Annotated in this window: 10 protein-coding genes; 6 read left to right on the forward strand and 4 right to left on the reverse strand. The window is 75.7% G+C overall.

The window, feature by feature from the left end:
* The first annotated feature begins 16 nt into the window (after positions 1-16).
* The 5 genes from PGN05_RS04175 to PGN05_RS04195 all read left to right on the forward strand — a co-directional run bounded on the left by PGN05_RS04175 (position 17) and on the right by PGN05_RS04195 (position 5,101).
* Positions 17-1,054, forward strand: coding sequence for an ABC transporter substrate-binding protein (locus PGN05_RS04175; RefSeq protein WP_419751263.1), 1,038 nt, complete (start codon positions 17-19; stop codon positions 1,052-1,054).
* Between the two features lie 79 nt (positions 1,055-1,133).
* Positions 1,134-2,594 (forward strand): APC family permease, encoded by a 1,461-nt coding sequence (locus tag PGN05_RS04180; protein WP_419751264.1) that lies wholly within the window; start codon positions 1,134-1,136, stop codon positions 2,592-2,594.
* On the forward strand, positions 2,591-3,613 hold the full coding sequence (locus PGN05_RS04185; RefSeq protein ID WP_419751265.1) for an acetamidase/formamidase family protein: 1,023 nt from the start codon (positions 2,591-2,593) through the stop codon (positions 3,611-3,613). Before PGN05_RS04180 ends, PGN05_RS04185 begins: the two co-directional genes overlap by 4 nt.
* 90 nt (positions 3,614-3,703) lie before the next feature.
* On the forward strand, positions 3,704-4,228 hold the full coding sequence (locus tag PGN05_RS04190) for a hypothetical protein (protein ID WP_419751266.1): 525 nt from the start codon (positions 3,704-3,706) through the stop codon (positions 4,226-4,228).
* A gap of 3 nt (positions 4,229-4,231) precedes the next feature.
* Entirely contained in the window at positions 4,232-5,101 is an 870-nt protein-coding gene (locus PGN05_RS04195; RefSeq protein WP_419751267.1) for a nucleotidyltransferase domain-containing protein, read from the forward strand.
* A 6-nt stretch (positions 5,102-5,107) separates the two neighbouring features.
* On the opposite strand, the gene nhaA is transcribed toward PGN05_RS04195, so the two are convergent.
* A complete protein-coding gene (gene nhaA / locus PGN05_RS04200) occupies positions 5,108-7,744 on the reverse strand; it encodes a Na+/H+ antiporter NhaA (protein WP_419751268.1) in 2,637 nt (878 codons plus the stop codon).
* Between the two features lie 290 nt (positions 7,745-8,034).
* Between nhaA and PGN05_RS04205 the strand changes: the two genes are divergently transcribed.
* On the forward strand, positions 8,035-8,715 hold the full coding sequence (locus tag PGN05_RS04205; protein ID WP_419751269.1) for a response regulator: 681 nt from the start codon (positions 8,035-8,037) through the stop codon (positions 8,713-8,715).
* Between the two features lie 82 nt (positions 8,716-8,797).
* Here PGN05_RS04205 and PGN05_RS04210 read toward each other — a convergent pair whose 3' ends face one another.
* The 3 genes from PGN05_RS04210 to PGN05_RS04220 all read right to left on the reverse strand — a co-directional run bounded on the left by PGN05_RS04210 (position 8,798) and on the right by PGN05_RS04220 (position 14,272).
* Positions 8,798-9,526 carry a glutamine amidotransferase gene (locus PGN05_RS04210; protein WP_419751270.1) on the reverse strand — a complete coding sequence of 243 codons (729 nt, stop codon included), beginning with the start codon at positions 9,524-9,526 and terminating at the stop codon, positions 8,798-8,800.
* A gap of 53 nt (positions 9,527-9,579) precedes the next feature.
* Positions 9,580-10,812 carry an MFS transporter gene (locus PGN05_RS04215; protein WP_419751271.1) on the reverse strand — a complete coding sequence of 411 codons (1,233 nt, stop codon included), beginning with the start codon at positions 10,810-10,812 and terminating at the stop codon, positions 9,580-9,582.
* A gap of 85 nt (positions 10,813-10,897) precedes the next feature.
* Positions 10,898-14,272, reverse strand: coding sequence for a pyruvate carboxylase (locus PGN05_RS04220; protein WP_419751272.1), 3,375 nt, complete (start codon positions 14,270-14,272; stop codon positions 10,898-10,900).
* Between the last annotated feature and the right edge of the window lie 196 nt (positions 14,273-14,468).

The raw sequence follows: 14,468 nt of genomic DNA on the forward strand, positions 1-14,468 counted from the left end.
GCACCATACTCAGCGGGTGCACGAGCCGACCGGACCGCGAGACGCCTGGGCGGCGCTGGTCGGTCCGCGCCCGCCGGACGTCGTCCGCGTCGGCCTGGCCGTGCCGCTGTCGGGGCCCCTGGCGATGACCGGCCCCTCCGCACTGGACCTCGCCGGGCTCGCGGTGGACGAGACCAACGCCGGCGGCGGCGTCCGCGGCCGGGCGGTCGAGCTGGTCACCGTCGACTCCGGACGGGCTCCGGAGGTCGTCGCGGCGGAGGCCGCGGCGCTGCACGAGGCCGGGGCGATCGACGTCCTGGTCGGGTTCCACACCAGCGACGTGCACCGCGCACTGGAGGCCGCCCTCGGTGGCCTGGTGCCCTACGTCTTCACCCCGCCGCACGAGGGCGGTCGCCAGCGCCGGGGGGTGCTGCGGATCGGCTGCTCCCCGCGCCGGCAGCACGCCGCCGCGCTGGCCTGGCTGGTGCGCCACCGCCGCGCCCGCCGCTGGGCGCTGGTCGGCAACGACTACGTCTGGCCGCAGGCGGTGCACCGGGCGGCGGCGTCGGTGCTGCGCGGGCTGGGGGCCGACGTCGTCGGCGAGCTGCTGGTGCCCTTCGGTCCGACCGACCCCGGGGCGATGGTCGACCTGCTCCGGCGCACCCGGGCCGACGCCGTCCTGCTCAGCCTCGTCGGCCGGGACCTGGTGGCGTTCAACCGGGAGTTCACCCGGGCCGGGCTCGACCGCCGGGTGGTGCGGCTGTCGGGGGCGCTGGAGGAGAACGGGCTCTACGCCGTCGGCGGCGACCGCACCGGCGAGCTGTTCGCCTGCATGCCCTCCTTCGCCGCCGTCGACGGAACGGCGGACGAGGGTCAGCTGGACCTGCAGGAGCGGCACGCCCGGCGGGCCGGTCCGAGCGCGCCGGTCGTCTGCGCCTACGCCCGTGGCCTCTACGACGGCGTCCGGCTGGCCGTCCGGCTGCCGGTCGCCCCGGCGGGGCCTCCCCCGCCCCCCGCCGCCCCGCGGCTGGCCCGTGCCGACGGGCTCACCTTCCGCGAGGTGCGCACCGGCTGAACGGGGTTGCTTCCATCTGGAAACAACTGCGGCCTACTCTCTCCCCGCCCGGCCCCGCGCCGGAGGGAGAGGAGTGGCCGTGAGCGAGCCCCGCACCACCAGGAACACCGCCGGCGACCCGGGCGGCCCGGTCCCCGGCGCCGCGCGGGGACCCATCCCCGCGACCGGCGAGCCGGGCGTCGAGGCGTTCGGCTACCAGCAGGAGCTCAAGCGCTCGCTGAGCTTCACCGACCTGCTGGTCTACGGCCTGATCTTCATGGTGCCCATCGCGCCGTTCGGCATCTTCGGCGGCGTCTTCCAGGCCTCCGGCGGCATGGTCGCGCTCGCCTACGCCGTCGGCGGCCTGGCCATGGCCTTCACCGCGGCCTCGTACTCGCAGATGTCGCGGGCCTTCCCGATGGCCGGCTCGGTCTACACCTACGCCGGGCGCGGCATCGCCCAGCCGGTCGGCTTCCTCGCCGGCTGGATGATCCTGCTCGACTACGTGCTGGTCCCGGCGCTGCTGTACCTCATCGCCGCGATCGCCATGAACTCCATCTGGTCGTCGGTGCCGGTCCTGGTCTGGCTCATCGGCTTCGTCGTCCTCAACACCGTCGTCAACTGGTTCGGCATCGAGTTCACCGCGCGGGTGAACAAGATCATGCTGGTCGCCGAGCTCATCGTCCTGGCGATCTTCCTCGTCATCGGCGTCGTCGCGCTGGCCTCCGGTGAGGGCCGCGGCTTCGACTTCACCCCGATCTACAACAGCGACACGTTCTCGCTGGAACTGGTCTTCGGCGCCGTGTCGATCGCGGTGCTGAGCTTCCTCGGCTTCGACGGCATCTCCACCCTGGCCGAGGAGAACCGCGAGTCGGCCCGCTCGATCGGCAAGGCGATGATCGCCGCGCTGGCCCTGGCCGGGACGCTGTTCATCGTCCAGACCTGGGTCGCGGCGCTGCTGGTGCCCGACCCGGACACCCTCATCGCCGAGGGCGACGCCGCGGGGACGGCGTTCTACGACGCCGCCGAGGTCGCCGGCGGGGCCTGGCTGGGCACGCTGACCGCGATCGCGACCGCGATCGCGTGGGGCTTCGCCAACTCGCTGGTCGCTCAGGCGGCCACCTCGCGGCTGCTGTTCGCCATGGCCCGGGACCGGCAGCTGCCGGGTTTCCTCGCCAAGGTGCACCCGACCCGACGGGTCCCGGTCAACGCCACCCTCCTGGTGGCGGTCATCTCGCTGGCCCTCGGCTGGTACATGACGACGCGCGAGGACGGCATCACGCTGCTGTCGACGCTGGTCAACTTCGGCGCGCTGTCGGCGTTCCTGCTGCTGCACGTGTCGGTCGTCGTCCACTACGTGGTCCGGCAGAAGAGCTGCAACTGGTGGCTGCACCTGGCCGTGCCGGTCCTCGGCTTCGCGATCCTGGCCTACGTCATCTACAACGCCCAGGTCGCCGCACAGACGCTCGGCTTCTGGTGGCTCGCCATCGGCGCCGCCCTGCTGGTCTTCCTGCTGGCCACCGGGCGCAAGCCGGTGCTGCGCGCGGAGGAGGGCCGGTGACCGCGGCCCTGGAGGTCGTGACCGTAGAGCCGCGCGCCGACCAGCTGCGCTACACCTTCGGCGGCGCCGAGCCGCTGGTGACCGTCGCGCCGGGCACGGTCGTCGAGCTGACCACCGAGGACTGCTTCGGCGGCCGGGTGCGCGGGATCGACGACCTGCCCAGCCGGGTGTGCGAGTTCCCGTACCTCAACCCGGTCACCGGGCCGATCGCCGTCGAGGGCGCCGAGCCCGGCGACACCCTGGCGGTGCACCTCGTGGAGATCGCGCCGGTGCGCGACTGGGCGGTGTCGACGACGTTCCCGCACTTCGGAGCGCTCACCACCACCCACTCGACGGCGATGCTGCACGAGGCCCTCGAGGAGCTGGTCTGGGTCTACGAGGTCGACCGCGAGCGGGGCACCTGCCTGTTCCGCCCGCGCCGCGGCGGCCCGGAGGTCGAGCTCCCGCTGGACCCGATGCACGGCACCATCGGCGTCGCGCCGGCCGGCGGGGAGGTCTTCGCCAGCATCACGCCCGGCGCGCACGGCGGGAACATGGACACCCCCGAGGCCCGGGCCGGGACGACGCTCTACTTCGGCGTCAACGTCCGCGGCGGGCTGCTGTCCCTCGGTGACGGGCACTGCCGCCAGGGCGAGGGCGAGGTCTGCGGCACCGCGGTCGAGGCCGCGATGCGCACGGTCGTCGTCGTCGACCTGGTCAAGGGCGGCGCCCCGGCCTGGCCGCGGCTGGAGAGCGACGAGTTCCTCATGTCGACCGGCTCGGTGCGGCCGCTGGAGGACGCCTTCCGCATCAGCCAGCACGACCTCGTGAGCTGGGCGGGCGGGCTGGCCGGCTGGGACCCGATGGACGCCTACCAGCTGGTCAGCCAGGCCGGCCTGGCGCCCGCGGGCAACGTCGTCGACACCAACTACACGATGCTCGCCAAGCTGGCCAAGCGGTACCTGGGCGGGGCCGTCGCCGCCGACGGCGTGCACGACCGGCTGCGGGAGACCGCGGCGGCCTACCTCGCCCAGCGCTGAGCGCCCGGCGGGGAGCCTCGGCCGGGGCTCCCCGCCGCGACCCCGCGCCCGGCCGCGGAAAGCGGTTGACCGGCGGCCGACGATGCACCCGTGCGCATGACCTTCACCCGGATCGCCGACCGCCGGCCGGTGGAGACGCTGGTCGAGCGCGACGACGGCGTCGTGTTCGCCATGCGCGGTGCCGGCGGCGGCGCCGACCTGCCGCACGACCTGGTGCACGCGCTCGTCGAGGCCGAGCTGCGCGTCCCGGACGGGGTCTGGGGCTGCGTGGCCGACGGCGTCGTGTGGGGCAGCATGCGGCACGTGTCCGGCCGGCGGCCTCCGCACGCCGCCGACCGCTCGGCGCGGCTCAAGCGGGAGCGCGCGTCGGCGGTGCAGCACGCCGAGGCCCTGGCCGACCTGGTGGCGCGCCTGGCGCGGGGCGCGGAGGTCCTCCCGTCCCAGCGCGCCGCGGCCGGCGTCCCGGAGGCGAGGCTCTCGGCGGCGGTCGAGGCGCTGCGCGCGGCGGCGGCCGACTGGGCCGGGCTCCCGGTGGGCGGGACCTGGGTGGTCCAGTGGCCGGCACCGCCGGAACGCCGGCCCGCCCGCGGTGGGCGGCCCGGCCGGAGCGGCTGACCGGTGGCGCCGCGCGCCTCCTCTCCGGCGCCCGACCCCGTCGCCGCCCTGCCCGGCGACCTCCCGACGCGGGTCCGCGCGCTGGCGGGGCGGTTGGTGGAGGTGCCCGGCGTCGTGGCGGTCACGCTGGGCGGCAGCCGGGCCCGCGGTGCGGCCGCGCCCGACTCCGACGTCGACCTCGGCCTGTACTACCGCCCTCCGCTGGACGTGCCCGCGCTCGAAGCGCTGGCCCGCGACGTCTGCGGCCCGGACGCGCAGGTGACCGCGCCCGGCGCGTGGGGCCCGTGGGTGGACGGCGGCGCGTGGCTGCAGTTGGGCGGCCTGCCCCTGGACTGGATCTACCGCGACCTGGACCGGGTGGCGGCCGCCTGGCGGAACGCCCGGGCGGGCCGGTTCGCCTTCGCCGCCCAGGTCGGCCACCCGCTCGGCTTCCTGGACGCCGCCTACGCGGGCGAGCTGGCGCTGGGCGTGCTGCTGGCCGACCCGTCCGGCGAGGCCGCCGCGCTGCAGCGGGAGACCGCGGCGTACCCGCCGGCACTGGGGCGGGCGCTGGTCGCCCGGCTGGCCGAGGCGCGGTTCACCGTGCAGATCGCCGGCAAGGCCGCGCCGCGGGGCGACACCGCCTACGTGGCCGGCTGCCTGTTCCGCGCCGTCGGGCTGTGCGCCCACGCCCTGCACGGCGCGGCCGGCCGCTGGCTGGTCAACGAGAAGGGGGCGGTCGCCGCGGCCGGGGCGCTGCCCGGCGCGCCCGCGGGGTTCGCCGTCCGGGCCGCGGGGGTCCTAGCCGCGCTCGGCACCGGCGCGGACCAGCTCACCGCCGCCGTGGCAGCGACCGCCGAGCTGGTCGACGATGTCGCCACCGCCTGCGGCTGACCGGCGTCAGTCCCGGGCGTCGACGGCCGCGGCGACCTCGGCGTCGGTCGGGTTGCGCAGCACCTGCCCCTGCCGCCAGACGACGACGGGCAGGTCGGCCTCGGACACGCCGAGCTCGCCGAGCATCGCCGCACCGTCCTCGCTGCCGTCGAGGTCGACGAAGACGGCGGCCAACCGGTTGCTGCGGGCGAACTCCTGCAGCCGGCGGCTGTCCGCGGAGCCCGAGCGCCCGACGATGCGCAGGTCGGCGGCCAGCTCCAGCAGCATGGACCGGCGCAGCAGGAACGCCCGGAGCACCGTCTCCTTGAACGGGTGGTCGGCGCCGAAGACCTGCCGCATCCGGTCGTCGGGCACCGACAGCACCTCGCCGGGGCGCAGGACGACCGCCGTCAGCGAGACCGGGTGGTCGCTGAACAGGTCGAGCTCGCCGAGGAAGCGCCGCGGGCCGTGGACGGCGATCACCCGCTGCCCCTCGCGGCCGGCGTCCTCCACCATCGCCACCGCGCCGGAGAGGACGACGGCGAAGTCGTACCCGGGATCGCCCTCCCGGAAGACGGTCTCGCCGGCCGCGTACCGGCGCCGGGTGCCCGACCGCTCCAGGAGGGCCAGCTGCTCGTCGGACAGCCGCGGATAGGCGCCGTCCCGGTCGGGGGTCTCGGGGAGGTCGGGCGGCAGCGGCTGGGGCGCCCCGGCGACCACGGGGCGCGGCTCGGGACGGCGCGGGCCCAGCGCGGGGAGCACCGCGGCGGACGGTGGGCCGTTCCCGGCGCCCGGCGGCGGCGCCGCCCCGTCGGCGGTGGCGAGCAGCGCGGCGGCGAGGGTGTCGGCGTCGTAGGGCCCGGTGTGCCGGAGGCCGTTGACGAAGAAGGTCGGCGTGCCCTCCACCCCGCTGGCCTCCGCCGACTCGACGTCCTCCTCGACCCGGCGGGCGTTGCGGGCGGACCCGAGGTCGCGGGCGAAGCGCTGCACGTCCAGACCGATCGCCTCGGCGTGGTCGAGCAGGTCGGTGGCGGTGAGCCGGTCCTGGGCGGCGAACATCCGGTCGTGCATCTCCCAGAACCGGCCCTGGGCGGCGGCGCCCTCCGCGGCCTCGGCGGCGAGCCGGGCGTGCGGGTGCAGGTCCACCAGCGGGACGTGCCGGAAGACGTAGCGCAGCCGGTCGCCGAGCAGCTCCCGCAGCTCCTCGACCGCGCCGGTGGCCCGCCCGCAGAACGGGCACTCGAAGTCGCCGTACTCCACGAGGGTGAGCGGCGCGTCGACCGGCCCCCGCACGTGGTCGCGGGCCGGGTCCACCGGCGGGTCCAGTCGCGCCGGACGGCCGCCGGTCCCGGGCGGGCGCAGCCGGTCGGCCAGCCGGAACAGCCCCCAGCCGAGCAGGGCGGCGAGCACCGACGCGGCCAGCACGCCGACGCGGGCCTGGTCGGCCAGCCGTTCGTCGTCGAGCGCGAGGTCGACGATGAACAGGGAGATGGTGAAGCCGATGCCTGACAGCGCCGCGCCGCCGGCCAGCTGCCAGCCGGTCAGGCCCGGCGCCAGCTCGCCGAGGCGGAAGCGCACGGCCAGCCCGGTGCCCAGCAGGATGCCGGCCAGCTTGCCCAGGACCAGGCCGGCGACGACGCCGATCGTCACCGGGGAGGACACCGCGGCCCGCAGCGTCTCCGTGGTCAGCGCGACCCCGGCGTTGGCCAGCGCGAACACCGGGACGATGACGAAGCTGGTCCACGGCTGCCACAGCTGCTGCAGCCGCTCGCTGGCCGACACCGACCGGTCGATGCTGAGCCGGGCAGCGCGGGCGAACTGGGCGTTCGGCGACTGCTGGTAGGCCCGGGTGCGGCGGGCGGCGTCGGCCACCTCCTCCCGGCGCGCGGGGTAGGCGGGGGTGAACAGCGCGATGACCACCCCGGCCAGCGTGGGGTGGACGCCGGACTCGTACATCGCCACCCACACCGCGAGGGCGAGGACGAGGTAGGCCGGGCCGCGCCAGACCCGGAGGAAGCGGAGCCCGACCATGAGCGCCAGCCCGACCAGGGCCACGACCAGCGGGCCCAGCGCGAGGTCCTCGGTGTAGAAGAGCGCGATCACGGTGAGCGCGCCGACGTCGTCGGCGATGGCCAGGGTGAGCAGGAACAGCCGCAGCGGAGCCGGACAGGCCGGCCCGACCAGGGCCAGGACCCCGAGCAGGAACGCGGTGTCGGTGGAGATCACCACGCCCCACGCCGAGACGGCCTCGTCGCCGAGGTTGAACAGCAGGAAGACCAGCGCGGGCACCGCCAGCCCGGTGACCGCGGCCAGCGCGGGGACCGCGGCCCGCCGGCGGTCGGTGAGCTCGCCCATGACCAGCTCGCGCTTGATCTCCAGGCCGACGACGAAGAAGAAGAACACCATCAGGCCGTCGTTGACCCAGTGCTGCAGGTCCAGGGCGAGCTCGGTCGACCCGATGCGGACGGCGAACTCGGTGTGCCAGAACGCCTCGTAGGTGTCCCCCAGCGGCGAGTTCGCCCAGGCGAGCGCGACCACCGTGGCCACCAGCAGCAGGCCCGCGCTGCCGGCCTCGGAACGCAGCCGGCTGCGCAGCGGCGCCACGCGGGCGAACAGCCGCCACCCGCCCGGCGTGGACTGGCGGGTGGCTGCGCCGGCGGTCACCGCGGCGCTCCCGCTGGGGTCATCCGAGCCTCCTGCCGCCACCCGGCCGCGCGGCCGGTGCACGCAGTCTGCCGGGTCGCCCGTGCTCGACAGAAGGTCCGGCCACCGACGCGCCCTCAGGCGGAACGGCACGGTCTCGTCACGTTCTGTCGCGACACTCCCGGGGCCACGTCATGCAGGGCAGGGACCTTCGTCAGGACTTCGCCAGGCCCCCTGGCGGCCGGGCCGTCCGCCCGGGTCCCATGGTCGCGCTCTCCAACAGCGGGGGGCCCTGACCCGGGGGAGACCCGTTGTCACTCGCGCAGTTCGGCCGATTGCCGGACGTCGACCCGCCCCGCGTCCTGGTCGTCGACGACCACCGCACCTTCGCCGAGCTGCTGTCCGGTGCGCTGTCCGCCGCCGGGATGGAGGTGCTGGGGACGGCGCACTCCGCGGCCCAGGCGGTCGCCATGGCGCAAGACCTGCAGCCCGACATCGTCGTCATGGACATCGAGATGCCGCGACAGGACGGACTCACCGCCACCCGCCGGCTGCGCGAGGTCGCTCCGGACGCCGTCGTCGCCGTCGTCACCGCGCACCGCGACCCCGACTGGGTCGTGCGGGCCACCCAGGCCGGCGCCTCGGCGTTCATCCCCAAGGACGGCTCGCTGGCCGAGATGATCGACGTGCTGTCGCGGGTGCAGCCAGGCCAGATGCTGGTGGCGCCGTCCACCTTCGCCGCGACGCCGTCGGTCGCCCCGCGCCCGAGCAGCGCGCCCCTCCCCCAGCTCACCCGCCGCGAGCAGGAGGTGCTCGACTGCCTGGGCCAGGGGATGCAGGTGAAGACGATCGCGCGGGTCCTCGGCATCACGCCGGAGACCTGCCGGGGCTACGTCAAGTCGCTGCACACCAAGCTCGGCGTCCGCTCGCAGCTGGAGGCCGTGGTCAAGGCGCAGCAGCTCGGTCTGCTCACCGCGCTCGCCGACGCCTGACGAAGGACCCCCTGCCCCCCACCGCTCGCGAGCTCGCGGCGGGCCCCTGCAGGGGGCCAGAAGCGGAGGCGGGACCGGTGCCTCAGGCGTAGCGGGCGACGAAGTTCGCCAGCGTCCGCCCCGGCTCGGAGACCACCGCGGTGCTGAGGCGGGCGATCAGCTCCTCGAGCTCGGCCGGCGGGAAGTACCCGGCGTGCTGGTAGACCCGCGCGCGGGTGACCACGCCGGCGACGTCCAGCTCGGGGTGGAACTGGGTCGCGTAGACGTTGCGCCCGATCCGGAACATCTGCACGGGGCACGCCGCCGAGGTGGCCAGCAGCACCGCGGACGGCGGCAGCACCCGGCAGGCCTCCTTGTGCCCGACCAGGGCGTCGAAGACCTCCGGCACCCCGGCGAGCACCGGGTCCTCTCGGCCGGCCGGGGTCAGCACGATCGGGACGCAGGAGACCGGCTCGCCGTGGGTGCGGTCGACCACCCCGCCCTGGTGCACCCCGAGGGTCCCGATGCCGTAGCAGGCCCCGAAGAACGGCAGGTCGCGGGCGACCACCTCGTCCAGCAGCGGCCGCAGCTCCGCCTCGACGCGGCGCTGGTCGGCCGACTTCTCCTCCGGCGGGTCGCTGGAGTTGTACGGCCCGCCCCCGAGGAAGACCCCCGCGTAGTCGTCGAGGTCGAGCTCCGGCAGCGGCCCGGACTCCATCCGGACCCGCCGCAGCTCGGACTCGGCCAGGCCGGTCAGCCGCAGGAACGCCGCGTACTCGTCGTCCGCGGCCTCGTCCTCGGCGCGAGAGGCCAGGAGCAGGAACGGGCGCACGGCCGCCGATGCTAGGCCGCCGGGCGGGGTGGCGACGGGAGGCGGCCCGGCGCTCAGCCGGTCCGGCTCCCGTCGGGTTGCAGAGCGGTGCTGCGCCCGAGCACCAGGGACAGGACGAGCGCGGCCAGCGTGAGGCCCCCGGTGAGCAGCACCACGGCCGGCCAGCCACCGCCGCCCCAGGCCAGCCCGGCGAGGGTGCCGCCGACGGAGGAGCCGACGTAGTACCAGAACGAGTACAGCGACGCGGCTTGCCCGACGGCGCGCCCGCCCGAGGCCGCCCGCAGGGCCACCCACCCGCTGGCGACGCCGTGGGCGGCGAAGAAGCCGACGGTGAGTACGCACAGCCCGGTGACGAACAGGCCCAGCGGCGCGGCGAGGGTCAGCGCGACCCCGCCGGCCATCACCGCCACCGCCACCGGCACGACGGGCCGCCGGCCGAACCGCCCGGCCAGTTCCCCGCCGACCGCCGAGCTGACCGAGCCGAGCAGGTAGGCCAGGAACACCAGCCCCGCCACCGCCGGCGCCAGTCCGTAGGGCGCGGACTCCAGCCGGAACGTGGCGGCGTTGTAGACCGCGACGAAGGCCCCCATCAGCAGCGCCGCGCAGCCGTACAGCCCGAGCAGCACGGGGTCGGTGACGCCGGCGAGGAGCTGCCGCGCCACCGGCACCTCGGGCGGCACCCGCACGAACCGGCGGGACGGCGGCAGCAGCACCCACACCGCCACCGCGCACCCCACGCCCAGTAGCGCGATCCCGCCGGCCGCCGCCCGCCAGCCGCCCAGATCGACGAGCACGCCGCCGAGCAGCCGGCCGGTCAGCCCACCGATCGCGTTGCCGCTGACGAACAGGCCGATCGCCCGGGCACCGACCGACGCGTGCAGCTCCTCGCGCAGGTAGGCCGTGGCCACGGCCGGCAGACCCGCGAGCGCGAACCCCTGCAGGCCCCGCAGGACCAGGAGCACCGGCCACGACGGGGCCGCGGCGACCAGGACCGCCAGGAGCGCCGCCGCGGCCAGACTGCCGTGCAGGATCGCCGTCCGCCCGCGCCGGTCGGACACCGGGCCGAGGACGAGCAGCCCCGCGGCGAGGCCCGCGGTGGCCACCGAGACCGCGAGCGTCGAGGCGGCCGGGGAGACGGCGAAGACGCGGGTGAGCTCGGGCAGCAGGACCTGGGGCAGGTAGAGCATCGCGAACACCGCCACCCCGGCCAGGAAGATCGCCAGTGTGGCCCGGCGGAACGCCGCCTCGCCGGCGCGGTGCCCCTCGTCGGCCGGTGGCGCGTCCATGGCACGACTCTGCGCCTGGAACCGGCCGCACCGCCCGCCCGGTGGCACGGCCGGGCCTCGCGGCGTCGTCCACTCCCGACCCGCGTCAGCCGAGGACGACGAGCAGGTCACCGCCCTCCACCTGCTGGACCGGACCGATGGCGACCCGCCGCACGGTGCCGGCGACGGGCGCGGTGATGGCCGCCTCCATCTTCATCGCCTCGATGGTGGCGATGGCCTGCCCGGCGTCCACCGTCTCGCCCTCGCCGACGGAGAGGGTGACCACCCCGGCGAACGGGGCGGCGACCTGGCCGGGCTGGCCGCGGTCGGCCTTCTCGGCGGCCTTGACCGCCGCCTCGACGCCCCGGTCCCGGACCGCGACCGGCCGCAGCTGGCCGTTGATGGTGCACATGACGGTGCGCATGCCGCGCTCGTCGGGATCGGAGACCGCCTCGACGCCCATGAGCAGGGTGACCCCGGGTTCGAGGTCGACGGCGTGCTCGTCGCCGGGGCGCAGCCCGTACAGGAACTCCTTGGTCGGCAGCACCGAGACGTCGCCGTAGGCCTCGACGTGGGCCTCGTACTCCCGGGTCGGGCCGGGGAACAGCAGCCGGTTCAGCGTGGCGCGGGGCTCGTCGGCCAGGCCGGCGCGGTCCGCGGGGCCCAGGTCGGCGGGTGGCTCGGCCGGACGGCGGCCCTCCAGGGCCCGGGTGCGGAACGGCTCGGGCCAGCCGCCGGGCGGGTCGCCCAGCTCGCCGCGGAGGAAGCCGATGACCGAGTCGGGCAGGTCGTACGTGCCCGGGTCGGCGGCGAAGTCCTCCACGGAGACGCCGGACCCCACCAGTTGCAGCGCGAGGTCACCGACCACCTTGGACGACGGGGTGACCTTGACCAGCCGGCCGAGCAGCCGGTCCGCGGCGGCGTAGGCGTCCTCGACCTCCTCGAACCGCTGGCCGAGACCGAGGGCGATGGCCTGCTGGCGCAGGTTGGACAGCTGCCCGCCGGGGATCTCGTGGGTGTAGACCCGCCCGGTCGGTGAGGGCAGACCAGACTCGAACGGCGCGTAGACCCGGCGGACGGCCTCCCAGTAGGGCTCCAGGTCGTTGACCGCGGCCAGGTCCAGGCCGGTGGCCCGCTCGGTGGTGTCGGTGGCCGCGACGATCGCCGACAGCGGCGGTTGGGACGTGGTGCCGGCCATCGACGCGACCGCGCCGTCGACGGCGTCCACGCCTGCGGTCCAGGCGGCCAGCAGGGTGGCGGTCTGCCCGCCGGCGGTGTCGTGGGTGTGCAGGTGCACCGGCAGGTCGAAGCGCTCGCGCAGCGCCGTCACGAGCCGGGCGGCGGCCGGCGGGCGGAGCAGGCCGGCCATGTCCTTGATCGCCAGCACGTGCGCACCGGCGTCGACGATCTGCTCGGCCAGCCGCAGGTGGTAGTCCAGCGTGTACAGGTCCTCGGCCGGGTCGCAGAGGTCGCCGGTGTAGCACAGGGCCACCTCGGCGACCGCCGTCCCGGTGGCGCGGACGGCGTCGATGGCCGGGCGCATCTGCGAGACGTCGTTGAGCGCGTCGAACACGCGGAACACGTCGATGCCGGTGCGCGCGGCCTCGGCGACGAACGCGTCGGTCACCGCCTCCGGGTAGGGCGTGTAGCCGACGGTGTTGCGGCCCCGCAGCAGCATCTGCAGGCAGACGTTGGGCACGGCCTCCCGCAGCGCGGCCAGCCGGTCCCACGGGTCCTCGTGCAGGAAGCGCAGCGCGACGTCATAGGTGGCGCCACCCCAGCACTCCAGCGAGAACAGCTGCGGCACGGTCCGCGCCAGGGCGGGGGCGACGGCGAGCAGGTCCCGGGTGCGCACGCGGGTGGCCAGCAGCGACTGGTGCGCGTCGCGGAAGGTGGTGTCGGTGACCGCGAGCGCCGTCTGGGCGCGCAGCTCGGCGGCGAACCGCTCGGGCCCGAGCCGGGCCAGCCGCTGGCGGGAGCCGTCCGGCGGCGGGGTGCGCAGGTCCACCCGCGGCAGCTTCTCGACCGGGTCCACGAGGTGCGGGCGCTCGCCGTGCGGCCGGTTGACCGTCACGTCGGCCAGGTAGGTGAGCAGCTTGGTGCCCCGGTCGGCGGAGCTCCGCGCGGTGAGCAGCCCGGGCCGCTGCTCGATGAACGACGTGGTGACCCGCCCGGCGGCGAAGTCCGGGTCGTCGAGCACCGCGGCCAGGAACGGGATGTTGGTGGCCACCCCGCGGATCCGGAACTCCGCCACCGCCCGGCGGGCCCGGGCCACCGCGGTGGCGAAGTCCCGGCCGCGGCAGGTGAGCTTCACCAGCAGCGAGTCGAAGTGCGCCTGGACCTCCGCGCCCAGCGACGCCCCGCCGTCCAGCCGGATCCCGGCGCCGCCGGGCGAGCGGTAGGCGGTGATCCGGCCGGTGTCGGGGCGGAAGCCGTTGGCCGGGTCCTCGGTGGTGATCCGGCACTGCAGGGCCGCGCCGCGCAGCCGGATGGTGTCCTGGGCCAGGCCCAGGTCGGCCAGGGTCTCCCCCGCCGCGATGCGGAGCTGGGACTGCACCAGGTCGACGTCGGTCACCTCCTCGGTGACCGTGTGCTCCACCTGGATGCGCGGGTTCATCTCGATGAACACGTGCCGGCCCTCGCGGTCGAGCAGGAACTCCACCGTGCCGGCGTTGACGTACCCGATGGCGCGGGCGAAGGCGACCGCGTCGGCGCAGATCCGCTCCCGCAGCTCCGGGTCCAGGTTGGGCGCCGGCGCCAGCTCGACCACCTTCTGGTGCCGGCGCTGCACCGAGCAGTCCCGCTCGAACAGGTGCACCACGTTCCCGGCGCCGTCGGCCAGCACCTGCACCTCGATGTGCCGCGGCTCGACCACCGCCTGCTCGCAGAACACCGTCGCGTCGCCGAACGCCGACTCCGCCTCCCGCATCGCCGCCTGCACCGCCGCCGCCAGGTCGTCCGGTTCCTCGACCCGGCGCATCCCGCGCCCGCCGCCCCCGGCCACGGCCTTGACGAACACCGGGAACGGCAGCGCCTGCGCCGCGGCCAGCAGGGTGTCCAGGTCGTCGGTGGGCTCGGTGGAGGCCAGCACCGGCAGCCCCGCCTCCCGCGCGGCGGCGATGGCGCGGGCCTTGTTGCCGGTCAGCTCCAGCACGTCCGCCGGTGGGCCGACGAAGGTGATCCCCGCCCGGGCGCACGCCTCGGCCAGGTCGGGGTTCTCCGACAGGAACCCGTAGCCGGGGTAGACGGCGTCCGCCCCGGCCCGCTGGGCGGCGCCCACGACCTCGTCCACCGACAGGTAGGCGCGCACCGGGTGCCCGATGTCGCCGATCTGGTGGCTCTCGTCGGCCTTGAGCCGGTGCACCGAGTTGCGGTCCTCCCAGGGGAACACCGCCACCGTCCCCGCGCCGAGCTCGTAGGCGGCGCGGAACGCCCGGACCGCGATCTCCCCGCGGTTGGCCACCAGCACCTTCGAGAACATCGGTCTCCTCATCAGCTGTTCGGACCCGGTTTCCCGCGGCGGTCCGCGGGTGACACCGGGGTACTGGACCACGGCCGGCCGACGGTGTCACCCGCCGGCCGGCCCCCTGCAGGGTCCCGCCGTGGCCCCGTCCCGGGTCCCGCCCTGAGCGTGCGAAGGGTGGGGAGGACGGGGTCCTTCCATGGTGGGGGGCAGG

This window comes from Geodermatophilus sp. CPCC 206100 (assembly GCF_048569675.1).
In the GTDB taxonomy this organism is placed as follows: domain Bacteria; phylum Actinomycetota; class Actinomycetes; order Mycobacteriales; family Geodermatophilaceae; genus Geodermatophilus.

Coding starts and splice junctions, on each gene's coding strand:
- PGN05_RS04220 (WP_419751272.1), bottom strand. CDS start 14,272: ATGTTCTCGAAGGTGCTGGTGGCCAACCGCGGGGAGATCGCGGTCCGG.
- PGN05_RS04215 (WP_419751271.1), bottom strand. CDS start 10,812: ATGGACGCGCCACCGGCCGACGAGGGGCACCGCGCCGGCGAGGCGGCG.